Raw genomic sequence first — 16,941 nt, forward strand, 5'->3', positions numbered from 1 at the left:
CGACGACGCTCGCCATTGATCCCGGGGCGCCATCAATTTCGATGGCCAGTGCCTTCAAAGGCCTGCATCTCCGGCGCTACGGCCTCCGCTTCGGGCGCCTCAGACGTGGAAGAGCGGAAGGTGATCGGCATCAAGGCGAACGCCACGATGGACCTTCAGAGACCGTGCTTGACCGCGCCGACCCTTAGCCAGGAGGAGTGCCGGTTTTGCGTTGCGGGAAGATCCGGGCTTCATGCCTTCGTCTCAGATGTGCCTACGCTTACGTTCGTGACGTGCTATGCTAATTATAAACAGCCAATAGGTGTGCCATGTCCGGTATTGCAGAATGGCTATCATCGATCGGTTTGGGAGAGTACGCTCAGCGCTTTGGCGAGAACGCCATTGACCTATCAGTTGTTGGGGATCTCACCGAGCAGGACCTGAAGGACCTCGGTGTCCTGCTCGGCCATCGCCGCAAGATGTTGCGTGCTATCACGGAGCTCAAGGGCGACATTGCGCGCACGCCTCAAGCGGGCGGCAAGGCGGCGCGGGACGGAGCCGAGCGGCGTCAACTCACGGTTATGTTTTGTGATCTGGTCGGCTCCTCGGCGCTCTCGGCCCGTCTTGATCCGGAAGATTTGCGAGTGGTTATTGGCGCCTACCACAGCTGCATTGCGGAGGTGATCGCTCGGAATGGGGGTATCATCGCGCGATACATGGGCGACGGAGTGCTCGCCTATTTCGGTTATCCACATGCCCACGAGGATGATGCTGAGCAAGCGGCGCGCGCCGGGCTGGCGCTGGTCGATGCCGTGGCCAACCTCCAGACATTCCCGTCCACGCAACTTCGGGTCCGCGTCGGGATTGCTACCGGGATGGTGGTCGTAGGCGATTTGACGGGAGAAGGTGCGGCGAAAGAGCAGGCGGTTATTGGCGAAACACCAAATTTAGCTGCGCGCTTGCAGACGCTCGCCGATTCGGGCGCCGTCCTGATCTGCGAGAGTACTCACCGGCTAACCGAAGGACATTTTGAATTCCGGAATCTTGGCCCAGTCGTCCTGAAAGGTTGGGCGGAGCCAACACAAGCATGGCAGGTGCTGGGCACTACCGGCATCGACAGCCGCTTCGAGGCCCAGCACAAAACTCAGTTGACGCAGCCAATTGGACGCGAGGAGGAGATCGAGTTGCTGTTGCGTCGCTGGCAGCGCGCCATGAGCGGCGAGGGTTGCGCAGTAATGCTTACCGGAGAGGCGGGCATCGGTAAATCGCATATCGCCTTGGCGCTCGACGAGCGGCTGCAAGGAGAGGAGCACATCACGGTGCGCCAATTCTGCTCGGCGCATCATACTAATAGTGCGTTGTACCCGTTTATCCGGCAACTCGAACGAGCCGCCCGATTCGAGCGGAGTGATTCGCCAACGGCTAAATTCGCCAAGCTTGAGGTCCTGCTCGGTCGATCCGGAGCTGACGCAGATCGCGTAGTGCCTCTGGCCAATCTCTTGTCCTTGCCACTCGGTGAGCGTTACCGACTGCCGGAGCTGAGCCCGCAAAAGCGCAAAGAAATGACATTAGCGGCGCTATTGGCTCAGCTGAAAAGCCTGGCAGCACTGCAACCAGTGTTCGTCATTGTTGAGGATGTCCATTGGGCGGACCCCACTTCTCTCGAGCTCCTGACGATGACCTTGGAACAAGTGCCGCGGCTTCGGGTGCTGCTGCTCATCACCGCGAGACCGGAATTCACGCCGCCCTGGCCTGGTCATGCGCATGTTACGACGCTCTCTTTGACGCGACTTAATCGTCGCAACGGAGCGGCGTTGATCGAGCGGGTCACCGCCGGCAAGGCGCTCCCGAAGGAGGTTTTGGATCAGATACTCGCCCGCACTGATGGCGTGCCACTGTTCGTAGAGGAGCTGACCAAGACCGTGCTCGAAACCGGATTCTTGCAAGAGCAGGACGATCATTACACCCTAAGCCGCCCTCTGCCAGCGATGGCGATTCCGACCACGTTGCAGGCATCGCTGATGGCCAGACTAGACCGACTGGCCCCCGTAAGGGAGGTAGCTCAGGTCGGCGCCGTGGTGGGGCGCGAGTTTTCGTACGAACTGCTGAGCACGGTGGCCGGGTTGCCAAGAGAGAGACTGGAGGAGGCTCTTGCCCAGTTGGTTCGATCGGAGTTGATCTTCTGCCGCGGCGAGATACCGCAGGCGGTGTTTACCTTCAAGCATGCGCTTGTGCGGGACGCTGCTTATTCAGGGCTCCTGAAGAGCCGACGCGCAGCGCTGCATGCCACGATCGCGGAGGCCTTCGAGCAACGGTTCCCGGAAATTGTGGACGCTCAGCCCGAAACGCTCGCGCACCATCTCACGGAGGCCGGACTGTTCGAAAAAGCGGAGGCATACTGGCTGCAAGCCGGGAAGAAGGCAGCCATGCGCTCCGCCAATCTGGAGGCCATTGCGCACTTGCAACGAGGGATCGAGGCCACGAACCATCGGCCCGATGACGCACGAAATGACAGGCTTGAACTTGACCTCCAGTTCGCTCTGGGGCCCTGCCTGATCGCTACCCAAGGGCCAGCCTCCAACAATGCGATGGCTACCTTTGCCCGCGCGCGAGAGCTATGCGAGCGCCTGCGAGATCCTCCCGAGCAACTTCAGGTCATGTTCTGGCTAACCACTGCGAGCGTCATTCGCGGTGAGCTGCCGCTGGCCCAGGAAACGATCGCCGCTTTACTTCATCTCTCCCAAACGCGCGGCGACCGGCCAGCCTTGCTCAATGCGATGCGCGGGCAGGCGATGATCCGCCTGTTCATGGGACAGATCACCGGAGCCCAGGAAGCGATCGAACGGGCTTTCGAAGCCTTCGAGGCGAGCAGCGAGGAGGATAGACTGGCAGCGCGTGTGGCCGGCCAGGATGCCGGCGTGGCCGACCTTGCGCTGATGTCGTGGCCACTCTGGCTGCTTGGCCGCGACGATACGGCCATTATGCGAATGGACGCTGCAATTCAGCGCGCCGATGCCATTAGCCATCCCCATTCGCAAGCATACGCATTCTATTATGCGTGCATTCTCCAAGCTCTGCGCGGCGAGTTCCTGATAGCGCAGAGTTATGCCGAGCGCTGTATCGCCCTGTCGGAGGAGCATGGATTCCGGCAGTGGCGTTTGGCCCGCGCCGTTCGCGGCATATGCATGGCATCGCTCGATCGCTCACCCAACGCGCTTGGGGAAATCCGTGCTGCGTTGGACGAGTATCGTCACGCAGGTTATCAGTTGGCCATCACCGCACTCTTGGTACTTTTGTGTCAGCGCCTGTTGATTGATCGCGACTACGAGCCCGCGCTGGAGTTGATCGAGTCGGGCCTTGCTATAAGTACCCGCAACAGCGAACGAATTTTGGAAGCCGAATTGTACCGACTCAAGGCGCGGGTGCTAATTGGGCGCGGTGGACCAGATGCCGATCCTGTGGCGCACTCCCTGCTCGAACAGGCATTGGCCACGGCAAAAAGCCAACGCGCAAAGGCCCTTGAACTTCGGGCCGCGACAGATCTTGCCGCGCTGTGCATCGATCAGCAACAACGCGAGCAGGCGCTCGATTTACTTGCGCCGATCTATGACTCCTTCACCGAGGGCTTCGACACGAGAGATATGAAGCAGGCGAAGGCGCTGCTCGACAACCTGCGGTGACTATCGCAAAGCGCCGGTTCGTTGCGTCTGGCCCGGATGATTGGCCTCAAAATCATTATTCGAGGTCGAGGATTTCCGTTCGGAGACTTCCGCCATTCCAATGATGCTCGAGCCTTCATGCAGCGGCTCGCTTCAGCTCCTTGTGATATTCACACACGCTTTGCCAAGCCGGCCCCTCTGGCTTCTCGTTGATGAAGTGCGGCCCGTCGTGCGCAGGCCGCGCCTCATGCTCTCCGAACGCCCCGATTGCCTGCTCTGCAGCGGCCTTTCCCAGCTTGCGTCCATTATCGAGATTGCTGTGATTCCATTTGAAATTGATGTGACCCGGAACGTGAATCTCTACGATCTTGAGTTTCCTGTCCCTTGCCTCTTCCTCTTCCGATTTTTTGTCATACCGGACGTGGTATTTGAAAAGCTTGACGTCGTCCTCGCCAACCGTCGAGGCGAACAATTGGCAAAGATTTGCCAGCGCGTCATGAAGGTTCTCCGGCTTGCGGATTTGCTTTGAATCAACGATCCGGCTCACCCATATCTCTTCCACCTCCGGGTGCTCCTCCAGCAAACTTTCGAAGTTGACGGTATCGACAAGCGCGCCTTCGCAGTAGGTCACTCCGCCGATCTCTACGGTACCTTCGACGAAGGGAAGAGCCGAACACGCACACAAGGTGCGTGCGTCGATAGGGCCCTCAAACGAAAACTTTTCGCTCGCCCTTTTCATGGGACGATTGGAAAATAATGCGAGCTTCTGCTGATCAAGGTTCCAAGCGTTATGGAAGATTGCTGGCTTTCCAGGCTTTTTCAGCTGTTCGAAATTTATGCCCTTCATGAACTCGCTATCCGGATAGTTGATCCGTGACAGGCCGTTGACGTTGGAAAGGTACATTAAGGACGTCAAATAACGGATGAAGGGATTGGTTGCCATCGCTTGATTGAGAATCCATCTGTTGAAATCCCCTTCATCCAATCTGGTGAACTTCTTTTTTCTGTCTCTGTCAGGCAGCTGATTGAACAAAATCTCCATCGAGTCCTGGAAGATGTCCATCATCCGGTATGGATCCCATAGGAAGTCCTTATAGTTGTCGGAATCGCTGACGAAGTTGTTCAGCGCCTTTATGTTGCTGCGCCAATCCGGACCGAAGACTGTGTTTATGGGAAAACGCTTATAGCTTTCGTCGTCCCGAAAGACGCCCTTCCTGAAGAATTGGTGAGTCTTTTCGACTTTGTCTTCGTGATCGCCCCATTGGTTATAGACGATCCCGACCCACGCGCCGATGCAGGACAATGCCCAGACATCGAACGTTATGTTGTGGGCGGCGAGAGCCTCCAGAACCCCAATGTGCAGCCCTGCCGCCGGTCCACCACCGCCGAGCGCTATTGCTCTCTTCGCCATGGCATCCTCCGTTGAGTCTTGTGTGACTATGCTCCGATCGAATTTCACTGCCGCGAAAGACTAGTAGTTTTCATGCCCATTGAAAAGCGTTCGGAATCTCAGTTGGCCGGAGTTTGGCAGAAGGATGCGCGGGAGCCCTGGTGTTGATCCGAGACCCGAGCGACGCGAGTTAAACGTCGCGGCAGGGACCGCTAAGCTCTCGCAGATAGAAGCGAACGCTTTCGTTGTGTCGGTGTCCTCGAAACAGAATCGGAAGCCGGCGTCCGCATCTATCCACCAATCGATCTTCCTTCCTTTTGATATCCGGGACGCCTCTGAGCGGAACTGATCTAACTGTCGCCCATGCGGTTCTTCACCTTTCAATGTCTCTTCCTTTAATGCTTTATTGTCTCTGCCATACCGCCGCGCCGCCAGTGACAACCTGGTGATGAGGGCCGTCAAAGAGCCCTGAGGGACCCGAGAGAGCCGAGGCTGAAGACTAGCTGGACCGTTCTGTGGTCTGCAAACACGCTCGGTCCCCCTTCTAAATAGGTATGAGCGTCGCCCTGCGTGCGCCTGCAAGCGTCCGGCGTTTATTCCGGTCTACTGCTTGAGTGAGCACAGGTGGTCACGAGCAGCATGGTCCGGGTGCATTGCCAATCGCTTCCCAACATCGGTTCATAGACCCCACGAGGAGTACCGATGGCCATAGTGGTACCAGCCGCCATCAAAACAACGGCGGTCAGCGCGAGCATTCGATAGGTTGTCAATTTCAACTTCATTGCGCTTCCCTCCAGTGGACGCGCGCAGGCTACGCTCGGCGATACTTGCCGCTTGTGAACTACTTCACAGAATGCGCATCACAGCCGTGTGCAGGAGGCCCGTCCGCGTGAACTGGCGGGCTTCTGATCGTGTCCGCAATTAGACTCAGTTCATCGGCTGCCCCTTTGCACAACAACCACGGTTCGCCGAAGACGACGTCACTGACCTTCATCTTGATCGGCAAAAGTGGGTCTCCTCAGAAAGCGGAGCGGCGGACGCCATCGCGGCGCTGCGTGCGGTACGGGGACATGGTGGTCATTGCGACGGGCAAGCCGCGGCGCTGCCGCCGGTTCCCTCATCGATGAGGTTGCGTCAGGTTAGATCTGGCATGGCGCCGTTCACTGAGATGGTGTTGTTGGTCATGTGTGTTGTCCGCTAATACCGGTTGCGGACGATGTGGTGGCGAGCTTTTCGAAACAGCAGTCGTACTGTCCGTTTGACCTCCAAGTTCGTGGTGATAGTGTCGCAATTCGCGGTCCGCCCGGGAGGACACGATGGGATGGTTTGACCGCGTGTTTGGAAGGACCTCGGCGCCTGCTACCAGACTCTTTGCGAGCTTTAAGCGGAAATCACGGGCGCCGACTGATCCCGATCTTCTGAAGATCGCCAAAGACCGAAGAGGGCATATTTCGCGGAAGGCCGCGAGAGAGGAATACAATCGGCTGCTTTTGGAAAAGTACGCGCACGATAAGTCATGACTTCTAACCCATCCAGTGGCGCCACTACGGGGCAATCTTGACGTCCCTAGCGGTGCCGGCACATGACCCGAATTTGCGCTCACGCCTGTCGCATCTATCCGCTCTGAGTGCACCAACTATCGAGACGTGATACTCTGTTTCCCATCGTCCTCAAGCTGCGATGAGGAACGAATGAGGCGGCGGGCGTTCATAGCAGGCACTGCAGTGCTCTCGTTTCGCCGAGCGGTTCGCGGGCTCAGGGGCTCGCCGTCGGCTTGGCTTTCTCGCTGCAGGTGACGGGAGCGGGGAAGCCCTCAATCAAGCCGAGCTTGCGTGCATCTGCGCCAGTACGGTTCTGTGCGGGGCGCGCGCGATGAAAGGCGCGTCACCTATCGGTCTTGCTGCGCCTCATGAGTCCGCGTGTAACCTAAACCGGACATTCACCCCGACTACACTGAGCCTGGCGCGCGATCGGCAGATTCGACGGCTGATCGATGCCCGGCGCTGAGCCGTGAGCGGCCAGTGAAGATGATCAGGGACCGACTTTTCCTTCGCACGGCCACACTGCAGTCAGGGCCTTGTTCACTAGCAGAGACGCGCAACACCCTAGGCAGATGCGGCTATTTCCCTAACCTAAGCTATTACGGCGGCGCACGGTTGTCTGGTTAGAATCATCTATTTTCGATTGCCGCGATTGGAGCCCGCATGATTACGTCCACACATTGCAGGGATTTTCCCAACCAGTACAAGACACTTTCCTCCGCCCCAACACTTCCGAAGACCGAGCTTATTTGTTGAGGAATATCGCCAAGAGCTTTGCGGGTGTCGCTGGTCAATTTGAGCTGCTGCCGGAAAGATCAAGACGTTACAAGGTCGTAAAAGAAGGTACCGCGCGCTCGCCAATCGTCGACAGCACTGGTCACATTGCAGAGGTGGCGAGATAGCTAGACCGGCAGACGTAGCCAGACGTATTTACTAGACAGCGTGCCTGTTGGCGTCGAAATCTCCATATCGACCACCCGAAATGAGCCTTTATCTTCATAAACGTAGCGAAGGTGCCAGACCGGGCCGAGTTGCGGCGAGATGGCGAAGTCGTCCAAGGCAGACGCGACGTATCGAACGGCATCGCGTCGCTCAACCGGTGCGGAGAACATCGCCTCTATCAGCGCGGCCAGGCTCATGCCCCCGACCAGCATGGCTCGTGCCGTTTCGTCGCCGTGGGTAAGCCGGAGCGCGGTCACGATTGCCGCAATAGCATCGGGGTTCTTCAGAGCCACGGCAGATTCGCTTCGCCCAGCAAAAGCATAATGCGGATGCCGCCCCATTCGTGCAAGCGGCATTGATTCGCCGCCAACTGTCCCAATGGCTAAATGCCCAGGGCGAGCCGCCCTTGCGAAGCTTCGATCGGCAGTATTGATGACACTTTCCCGAACCGAACCGAAGGGAGGGAAAGGGAAAGGCTGGGGGCACGGCTCGAGCCGCTCTCACGGTCCGACTATGAGGCCGCTAGGACGAGAGACTTTGGCTTCGGTAGGTGCTTGCCGGTCATACGCCTCATAGGGCGAAGGCCGCAGCGAGAGGTTAAATCGCTGCGGCCCGCGCGTGGTCAAATGAGCCCGGTTAAAAGGACGAAGTGAAATATGCAGCCAGCCCCGGTGACGAAAATTCGTATCCATTCGGCGTAGGCCGTAGGATTACGGCCTGAGCAGTCCAGGGTTCTCTTTGTAGAACCTGATCAGCTCGATGAGGTTTTCGATTCCGAAGTCTGTGAACGCCTGGATGCCGTCTTCTCCGACGCCATAGACGCAGATGAAGCCGTCCTCGATCTCCATTTCGTTGACGATGTCCCACAGCCAATCTTCGTCTTCGCCGAGGTCTTTCGCGACCTGGGTGATGGTGGTGACGTGATGGATCTTGTTGACGTGCGTGGAGACGAACGTCATCAGTTGGCTGCTAGTCATCATCGCGATCAGCGTAGCAATCCTGATCGCCCACGCGATTGACGCCATACGCTCCTAAGGCGCAACGGAGTGGCGCGAGATGTTGGAGGTTCGGCAGCAGCGGTACGCGCGAGTTTATCCGGGAATGTGACGCTCTGTTGGTCCAAGCGCTCGCAACACGAACACGGCTGCGAAATGCGGATGCGGCGTTTCGCTAGATCGGCATGGCGCTCCAACAATAAGCAGCCTCACAGCTCGGCTGTCGGGTTCAGGCGGCGCGTACACTCCGTCCCTTTCCAGATCCCCGCCGACGATGGGGTAGTCTTGCTGGCCTTGTCGCAGATCGGGCAGCGGATGAAGTGGCGCTCGCTTTCCGGCGCACGGCCCTTCCGGCTTGCCCTCCCGGAACATCATGCTGCGGCGCCCTTCAGCGGCGGCGTGAGCTGTATGTCGAAGCGCCTGGTCGCGTTGGCGCTGATGAAACCCTCGAGGGCGGGGGAGACTTCCTCGTCGTTGTCGACCGTGCGCCGGGCCAGCGCGTCGGCGACATCGGAGGTGGCGTCGCGCGACCATCCCTCTATCGCGTTGAAGCAGACGATCCGGACGGGATAGAGGTACTGGCCGGAGAGGAGGCCGCGCAGCACGGTCTCGAGGTCGGTGTCCGCTTCGTCCGTCTCGCGCCATGCGCAGCCGGCCCGCGCGCCGAAGTCTTCGAGGACAAGGTAGATATCGCGATCGAGGCGATCGGCCGGCACGATCGAGGGCGAGGAACGCAGGCGCTTACTCCATACAATCGACCGGGCGGAGATACGGCCCCGGCTTCAGGGGGCTCTTGAGGGTGGCCGGGGCCGCTCCGCCAGCTCGGGCGGTGAGCCGGCGACGGTTTAACCTTCGACCAAGTTCCATGTTCCTTTCCGGGAATAACGGCGGCATAATTCAACGTATTTCAGTGTTCCGTATTTCCGATGAGGTCTTTGCCATGTCCCAAGGAGTTGAAGATCTGCAGATGCTGCGCCTGATCACAGCCTTCCAGAAGATCGCAGATAAGGATGCGCGACGCCTTGTCCTGATGTTCGTCGAGGAGCAGCTTGAGAAGCAGCAGGCGCAGTCGCGTCAAAAGCTCGGGCGGATCGAGCACTAAGGCGCGATTGCAGGTACCGACTTTGCCGGTAGCGTGTTCCCGCCGGGGAGCGCGTCATGATCGAACATCTTGCGACACTGCGCGAGCAGATTGTGAAGTGCGAGCAGTTGAGGGACGCAGCAAAGTCCGTCATCAAACGCGAAGCCTTCGAGAGGATCGTCGCGCACTACAAGGTTCTTGCAGCCGAACTGGAACACGCAATTTCGCAAACCGAGAACGAGTAAGGCCGCCTCAATGGGCGGGCCTCTTCTCAACCGCACGTCCTGATGCGCTTCACTCTTTCCAGTGCAGCTTGGCGCAGTTAGGGCATTGGTACGCCCCGACTTCGCGACCGGACTGGGTGTCGAGAACGAAGGTTCTCAGGAGTGGGTTGATTACGCGGCGCACTCCATAACGCCTTGTCAAGCGCAGGAGCTCTGGGTGCGTGGACGATTACTACCCCGCGTTGGCCTTCAACCCCGCTGCCTGGATGCCGGCCACCGCGCACGCCTCGTCATTGTCGGAGGTGTCGCCGGAGACGCCTACGGCGCCTAGCAGCGTGGTGCCGTCCATGATCAGCACGCCGCCAGGGACCGGCACCAGCGCGCCCTTAGCCATCGTGTTCACGGCGTCGATGAAATAGGCCTGCTCCTGCGCGCGCTGGAATAGGGCGCGTGAACCCATGCCCAATGCGAGCGCGCCATAGGCCTTGCCGTGCGCGATCTCGGCGCGCATCAGGCTGGTGCCGTCCTGCGCCGCGGCGATCTTGAGCACGCCGCGGGCGTCCAGGATGGTGACGGCGAGCGGCTTCAGCTTCAGCTCGGTGGATTTCGCGAAGGCGGCGTCGAGGATCTTGCGAGCGATGTCGAGGGTGAGGTCAGCCATGACTGGTTTCCTTTGCAAGGGGAGGGGTTGTGGATTGGGTCTTGGCACGATTGAGGCTCATCGCCAGCACGCGAGCAACGTGAAGCGCCTCGCGCTGGGCGCCGTCGTGGATCTGGTGCCGGCAGGAGGTGCCGTCGGCAACAACGAGCGTATTCTGGTCTGCGCGCCGCACGGCGGGTAGCAGCGAGAGCTCGGCCATCTCGATCGAGGCATCGTAGGTGTCTGCGCCATAACCGAAGGCGCCGGCCATGCCGCAGCAGCTCGACTCGATGGTCTCGACCTCAAGACGAGGGATGAGGCGCAGCACCTGCTCGACCGGCTTGAACGCGCCGAAGGATTTTTGATGGCAATGGCCGTGCACCAGGGCTTTGTCGGCGACGGTGCCGAGCGGCAGTTGCAGCCGGCCAGCCTCGGCCTCGCGCACCAGGAATTCCTCGAAGGTCAGCGCGTGGGCGCGGACGGCCTTGGCGTCGTCGTCCTTGCGCAGCGAGGCGAGCTCGTCGCGCAGCGTCAAAAGACAGCTCGGCTCGAGACCGATGATCGGCACGCCGCGCGTGGCGAAGGGCGCGAACGCGGCGACCAGACGATCGAGCTCGGATCTGGCTTCGTCGACGAGGCCGGCGGACAGGAAGGTGCGGCCGCAGCACAGCGGACGGCCGCCGCTTGCGGGTTTCGGCAGATGCACGCGATAGCCCCCGGCCGAAAGCACGCGCAGCGCGGCCTCGAGGTTTTCGCGATCATAGATGCGGTTGAAGGTGTCGGCGAACAGCACGATCTCGCGGCCGGTTTCCGGCCCGACCGCCTCGGCCGGCGGCACGAATACGTCGCTGCGGAAGGCGGGGAGCGCGCGGCGGGCGCTGATGCCGGCAAAGCGCTCGAACAGCTTTCGCAGCAGCGGGCTGCGGTTGCGCAAATTCGCCAGCGGCGCGAAGCGCGACGCGAGGCCGGCATAGCGCGGGAGGTAGCCGACCAGCCGGTCGCGCAAGGTCAGGCCGTGCGAGGCCGTGCGCGCGGCGAGCACCTCGATCTTCATCTTGGCCATGTCGACGCCGGTTGGGCATTCGTGGCGGCAGGCCTTGCAGGACACGCAAAGCTTTAGCGTCTCCATCATCTCGTCGGAGGAGAGCGCGCCCGCGCCAAGCTGGCCGGAGATCGCGAGCCGCAAGGTGTTCGCGCGCCCTCGCGTCACGTCCTTCTCGTTGCGTGTTGCGCGGTAGGACGGACACATCACGCCGCCCTCGAGCTTGCGGCATGCGCCGTTGTTGTTGCACATCTCGACCGCGCCCTGAAAACCGCCACCGGCCCCGGGATAAGCCGACCAGTCGAGTTTTGTCTCGAGCTCAGCGACGCGATAGTCAGGCTTGAAGCGGAACAGCGAACGATCGTCCATCCTGGGTGCGTCGACGATCTTGCCGGGATTGAGCACGCCCTCGGGATCGAAGCGCTGCTTCACTTCCCTGAAGTCGGCGACCAAGCGCTCGCCGAACATCGTTGCGTGGAATTCGGAGCGCACCAGGCCATCGCCGTGCTCGCCGGAATGCGAGCCCTTGTATTCGCGCACCAGTTCGAAGGCTTCCTCGGCGATGGCCCGCATCGCCTTGACGTCCTTCTCCAGCTTCAAATTCAGCACGGGCCGCACATGCAGGCAGCCTTCGGAGGCGTGAGCATACATCGTGCCGCTGGTGCCGTGCTTGGCAAACACCTCGCTCAGCCGCGCGGTGTAGTCGGCGAGATGCGGCAGCGGCACGGCGCAGTCCTCGACGAAGGAGACCGGCTTACCCTCCTGCTTCATCGACATCATGACGTTGAGGCCGGCGGCGCGGAAATCGGCGATCCCGCTCTGGAGCGTGGGCTCGGTGATTTCGACCACGCCGCCCCATTTGCGCTTGTCGTTATTCCAGCCGAAGCCGAGATCGCCCATCAACTCGCCGAGTTGCTTCAGGCGTACGAGGTTGTCCGCCTGATTCTCCTCGGCGAACTCGACCACGAGCACCGCATCCGGATCACCCTTGATGGCGGTGGAGATGATGGGCCGGAACATCGCGATGTCACGGCCGAGCGCGAGCATGGTGCGATCAACCAGCTCGACCGCGATCGGCTTCAGCTTGACCAGATGCTGGGCCGCGTCCATCGCCTCGTAAAAACTGCCGAAATGGCAGATGCCGAGCGCCTTGTTGCGGATCACGGGCCACAGCTTCAGCTCGACCTTGGTGGTGAAAGCGAGGGTACCCTCGGAGCCGACGAGAAGGTGGGCCATGTTGTTGCGCGCATTGCGCGGCACCAGCGCATCGAGATTGTAGCCACCGACACGGCGCTGCACTCTTGGAAAGCGTGCGGCGATCTCGTTAGCCTCGCGGGCGCCGAGATCGAGCATGTCGCGGAACAGGGCTTGGGCGCTGTCGTTCGCATCGAGATCGGAGAGATCGCGAGACACTTCGCCGAAGCGGCTCAGCGTGCCGTCGGCGAGCGCGGCCTCCATCGACAGCGTGTTGTCGCGCATGGTGCCGTAGCGCAGGCTACGGCCGCCGCAGGAATTGTTGCCGGCCATGCCGCCGATGGTGGCGCGCGACGCCGTGGAGACATCGACCGGAAACCAGAGGCCGTGCTTTTTCAGCTGGCGGTTGAGGTCGTCGAGCACGATGCCGGGCTCGACCACGCAGGTGCGCCCTTCGACGTCGAGCGACAGGATTCGGTTCAGGTGCTTCGAGAGATCGACAACGAGGCCGTCATTGACGGTCTGGCCGCATTGCGAGGTGCCGCCGCCGCGCGGGGTCACCTTCAGTCCCTCGTCGCGCGCGATCGCCAGCGCCCGCAAGGCCTCGTCCATGGTGCGCGGCACCACCACGCCAGTGGGCATGATCTGGTAGAAGGAAGCGTCCGTGGCGTAGCGGCCCCGGCTGAAAGCGTCGAACAGGACGTCCCCGGTCACTTCGCGGGCCAGACGTTCCGCGAGGCCGTCCTTTTTGGCCGATTCCTCTGATTTACCGGGCACTTCCGCCGCCATAGTCCGCTCTTGCCTGTTCGCCGCCCCCGTCTTGCCTACGGTCACGGCCCTTGGCAAGGCGAGCCCTGCTTCTTGTGCATTGACGGACCCCGCCCGGCGAGGGACAAGCCCGGCGAATAGTGATATTCGAGCGGCTTACGCAGCCCCCTTGAGGCCGTAGGCCTCGAAGTCAAGCTGGGCTCAAAGCCAAGACAGACTCAAGAGACCGGGAAGGACGCCGATGACCGTGCATACTGGAAGGCATTTTCTCCAGATTCCAGGACCGACCAACGTGCCCGACCGGGTGCTGCGGGCGATGGATATGCCGACGCTGGACCATCGCGGTCCGGAGTTCGCAGAGCTCGGTTTCGCCGTCCTCGCCGGCATGCAGCGGGTGTTCCGCACCAAGCAGCCCGTGATCATCTTCCCCTCGTCCGGCACCGGCGCCTGGGAAGCTGCGATGGTCAACGTGCTCGCGCCCGGCGACAAGGTGCTAATGTGCGAGACCGGCCAGTTCGCCGTGCTGTGGCGCGGTATCGCCGACAAGTTCAAGCTCGACGTCGACTTCATCCCGGGCGACTGGCGCCATGGCGCCGATCTCGCCGAGATCGAGAAGCGCCTTGTGGCCGACAAGCAGCACACGATCAAGGCGGTCTGCGTCGTCCACAACGAAACCTCGACCGGCTGCGTGACGCCGCCGCTGGAGGTGCGCAAGCTGCTCGACCGGATCAAGCATCCGGCGCTGCTGATGGTCGACACCATTTCCGGCCTCGGCTCGATGGAGTACGAGCACGATGCCTGGGGCATCGACGTCTCGGTCGCGGGCTCCCAGAAAGGCCTGATGCTGCCGCCGGGCCTCGGCTTCAACGCCGTCTCGGAGAAGGCGCTCGCGGTGGCCAAGGCCAACCCCGGCATGCGCTCTTATTGGGATTGGCAGGAGGTCATCGGCTTCAACAAGCTCGGCACCTTCCCCTATACGCCCGCGACCAATTTACTGTACGGCCTGCGCGAGGCGATCAAGATGCTGGAAGAGGAGGGGCTCGAGAACGTCTGGACGCGCCACAAGCGCCACAGCGCGGCGACCCGTGCCGCGATCAAGGTCTGGGGCCTGGAGACGCAGTGCGCCGATCCTGCCGCGCATTCGCCGGCGCTGACCGGCGTGCGCGTGCCTGATGGCCACGATGCCGACGCCTTCCGCAAGGTGGTGCTGGAAAACTTCGACATGTCGCTCGGCACCGGCCTGAACAAGGTCAAGGGCAAGGTGTTCCGCATCGGCCATATCGGTCATTTCAACGATCTGATGCTGATGGGCACGCTCGCCGGAGTCGAGATGGGCCTCGATCTTGCAAAGATCCCGCACAGGAGCGGCGGGGTGTTGGCGGCCATGGACGTCCTGAAGGGACGCGACGTGGTGCCGATGTCCAAGGCTCAGGTTGCCTGAAGGCTCAGCTTGCCTGAGCCAACTTCGAGAAAAGAGAGCGCGCGATGAACGCACCGACGACCGCCAACGAAGACCTGCTCTACTCCGTCACGGACGGCATCGCGCGGATTACCTTCAACCGCCCGCAGGCGCGCAACGCACTGACCTTCGCCATGTACGAGCGCATGGCGGAGATCTGCCAGGAGATCAACGCCGACCGCTCGATCAAGGCGCTGATTCTGACCGGCGCCGGTGACAAGGCGTTTGCCTCCGGCACCGACATTTCTCAGTTCCGTGCGTTCAGAACCGCGCAGGATGCGCTCGACTATGAGGCCCGCATCGACCGCGTACTCGGCACGCTCGAGCAGTGCCGCGTGCCCGTGATCGCGGCGATCGCGGGGGCCTGCACTGGCGGCGGCGCGGGAATTGCGGCTTGCTGCGACCTCCGCATCGGGACTGAAACCACGCGCATCGGGTTTCCGATCGCGCGCACGCTCGGCAACTGCCTGTCGATGTCGAACATCAGCCGCGTCGTCTCGCTGGTCGGCCCCGCCCGCACCAAGGATCTGATCTTCAAGGCGCGCCTCGTCGAGGCGCCGGAAGCACTGGCGCTCGGCCTCCTCAACGAAATCGTTCCGGACGTCGAGACGCTGCAGCGCCGCGCCGACGAGACCGCCAGGCTCGTGGCGAGCCATGCCCCGCTGACGCTTGAAGCGACCAAGGAGGCAGTGCGCCGTATCCGCCGCACGCTGTCGCGCGAAGAAGGCGAGGATCTGATCCTCAAGGCCTATATGAGCGAAGATTTCCGCGAGGGAATGGACGCCTTCCTCAACAAGCGCACGCCGAACTGGAAGGGCAAGTAGCGCGGACCCTGGCTTGGCTTCGTCAGCCGAAAGTCATAGGCAGCGTGATGCCCGCGTGCTTGAACTCGCTCGCATTAGTCCGCACAATGCGCCGATAAATTCCTGGCAAACAAAGCCAACAATAACCAGGGGACGAAACTCGTGCGAATTCTGATCCAAGCTGTTGGCGTCGCAGCGGCGCTATCGTCGAGCACGCCGGCCCTTGCCGGCTGGGAGCCAGCCAAACCGGTCGAGATCGTGGTCGCCGCGGGCGCGGGCGGCGCCTCAGACCAGATGGCGCGGATGATGCAGGCCGCCATCCAGAAGAACAATTTGATGAAGCAGCCGATTGTGGTCTCGCTCAAGGGCGGGGCTTCCGGCGCGGAAGCACTGATGTACATGAAGTCCAGCGAGGGCGACCCCAACAAGGTGCTGATCGCCTATTCGCTGATCTACATGCTGCCGCTATCGGCAAAGATCCCGTTCAACTGGCGTGAGCTGACCCCGGTTTCGGTGATCGCGCTCGACCAGTTCGTGCTGTGGGACAACAGCGCGGGTCCCAAGACGGTGAAGGAGTTCGTCGCAGCCGCAAAGGCGGCGAGCGCGCCGTTCAAGATGGGCGGCACCGGCTCGAAGCGCGAGGATCACGTCCTGACCGTGTTCCTCGAGCAGAAGACCGGCGCGAAATTCTCCTATCTGCCCTACAAGTCCGGCGGCGAGGCCGCGACCCAGCTCGTCGGCAACCACACCGAATCCAACGTCAACAATCCATCCGAAAATCTCGAAGTCTGGCGCGCGGGCCAGGTGCGTCCGCTCTGCGTGTTCGACAAGGAGCGAATCTCCTACACCAGCAAGGTGACGGAGACGCAGTCCTGGGCCGACATCCCGACCTGCAAGGAGGAGGGCGTCGATGTACAGTATCTGATGCTGCGCGCGATGTTCCTGCCCGGCAAGGTCACGGCGGAACAGCAGGCCTTCTATGTCGAGCTGTTCCACAAGGTGACGCAGACCGCGGAATACAAGGACTACATGGAAAAGCAGGCGCTGAAGCCGATCTTCCTCACCGGCAAGGACATGGTGCAATTCCTCGAGGAGGACGATGCAGTCAACAAGTCGCTGATGACGGAAGCCGGATTCGTCGCGAAGTAGCGGCCTCTTCTCGCTCGCCCCGTTCTTACGGAGGCGCGACGAGCTTCGCTCGCGCTGGGAGGGTTGGGGTGAGGA

The 16,941-nt window shown here is 61.2% G+C and carries 12 protein-coding genes; 6 read left to right on the plus strand and 6 right to left on the minus strand.

Features of this window, described 5'->3' with window-relative positions:
* The first annotated feature begins 308 nt into the window (after positions 1-308).
* Entirely contained in the window at positions 309-3,659 is a 3,351-nt protein-coding gene (locus IVA93_RS12095; protein WP_247789808.1) for an AAA family ATPase, read from the plus strand.
* A 115-nt stretch (positions 3,660-3,774) separates the two neighbouring features.
* On the opposite strand, the gene IVA93_RS12100 is transcribed toward IVA93_RS12095, so the two are convergent.
* The 4 genes from IVA93_RS12100 to IVA93_RS12115 all read right to left on the minus strand — a co-directional run bounded on the left by IVA93_RS12100 (position 3,775) and on the right by IVA93_RS12115 (position 9,243).
* Positions 3,775-5,049 carry a patatin-like phospholipase family protein gene (locus tag IVA93_RS12100; protein WP_247367373.1) on the minus strand — a complete coding sequence of 425 codons (1,275 nt, stop codon included), beginning with the start codon at positions 5,047-5,049 and terminating at the stop codon, positions 3,775-3,777.
* A gap of 2,422 nt (positions 5,050-7,471) precedes the next feature.
* Positions 7,472-7,804, minus strand: coding sequence for a hypothetical protein (locus IVA93_RS12105; RefSeq protein WP_247367376.1), 333 nt, complete (start codon positions 7,802-7,804; stop codon positions 7,472-7,474).
* 417 nt (positions 7,805-8,221) lie between these two features.
* The gene (locus tag IVA93_RS12110) at positions 8,222-8,470 is read right to left on the minus strand and encodes a hypothetical protein (RefSeq protein ID WP_247541689.1); all 249 of its coding nucleotides are present in this window, start codon (positions 8,468-8,470) and stop codon (positions 8,222-8,224) included.
* A 407-nt stretch (positions 8,471-8,877) separates the two neighbouring features.
* Positions 8,878-9,243: a hypothetical protein gene (locus IVA93_RS12115; protein WP_247367590.1), complete on the minus strand. Its 366-nt coding sequence runs from the start codon at positions 9,241-9,243 to the stop codon at positions 8,878-8,880.
* A 128-nt stretch (positions 9,244-9,371) separates the two neighbouring features.
* Here IVA93_RS12115 and IVA93_RS12120 point away from each other — a divergent pair, with 128 nt between their 5' ends.
* Positions 9,372-9,608, plus strand: a complete 237-nt coding sequence (locus IVA93_RS12120) for a hypothetical protein (protein WP_247367378.1) — start codon at positions 9,372-9,374, stop codon at positions 9,606-9,608.
* A 56-nt stretch (positions 9,609-9,664) separates the two neighbouring features.
* The gene (locus IVA93_RS12125; RefSeq protein WP_247367381.1) at positions 9,665-9,832 is read left to right on the plus strand and encodes a hypothetical protein; all 168 of its coding nucleotides are present in this window, start codon (positions 9,665-9,667) and stop codon (positions 9,830-9,832) included.
* 211 nt (positions 9,833-10,043) lie between these two features.
* Here the strand turns inward: IVA93_RS12125 and IVA93_RS12130 are convergent, their stop codons facing one another.
* Positions 10,044-10,472: a GlcG/HbpS family heme-binding protein gene (locus tag IVA93_RS12130; protein WP_247367384.1), complete on the minus strand. Its 429-nt coding sequence runs from the start codon at positions 10,470-10,472 to the stop codon at positions 10,044-10,046.
* A complete protein-coding gene (locus IVA93_RS12135; RefSeq protein WP_247541626.1) occupies positions 10,465-13,476 on the minus strand; it encodes an FAD-binding and (Fe-S)-binding domain-containing protein in 3,012 nt (1,003 codons plus the stop codon). The genes IVA93_RS12130 and IVA93_RS12135 overlap by 8 nt, the downstream gene beginning before the upstream one ends.
* 220 nt (positions 13,477-13,696) lie before the next feature.
* Here IVA93_RS12135 and IVA93_RS12140 point away from each other — a divergent pair, with 220 nt between their 5' ends.
* The 3 genes from IVA93_RS12140 to IVA93_RS12150 all read left to right on the plus strand — a co-directional run bounded on the left by IVA93_RS12140 (position 13,697) and on the right by IVA93_RS12150 (position 16,866).
* Positions 13,697-14,896: a pyridoxal-phosphate-dependent aminotransferase family protein gene (locus IVA93_RS12140; RefSeq protein ID WP_247789809.1), complete on the plus strand. Its 1,200-nt coding sequence runs from the start codon at positions 13,697-13,699 to the stop codon at positions 14,894-14,896.
* Between the two features lie 44 nt (positions 14,897-14,940).
* Positions 14,941-15,738, plus strand: coding sequence for an enoyl-CoA hydratase/isomerase family protein (locus tag IVA93_RS12145; protein WP_247541629.1), 798 nt, complete (start codon positions 14,941-14,943; stop codon positions 15,736-15,738).
* A gap of 141 nt (positions 15,739-15,879) precedes the next feature.
* Positions 15,880-16,866, plus strand: coding sequence for a Bug family tripartite tricarboxylate transporter substrate binding protein (locus tag IVA93_RS12150; RefSeq protein ID WP_524536860.1), 987 nt, complete (start codon positions 15,880-15,882; stop codon positions 16,864-16,866).
* Positions 16,867-16,941 lie beyond the last annotated feature (75 nt).

The organism is Bradyrhizobium sp. 155 (genome assembly GCF_023101105.1).
GTDB classification, from domain to species: domain Bacteria; phylum Pseudomonadota; class Alphaproteobacteria; order Rhizobiales; family Xanthobacteraceae; genus Bradyrhizobium; species Bradyrhizobium canariense_D.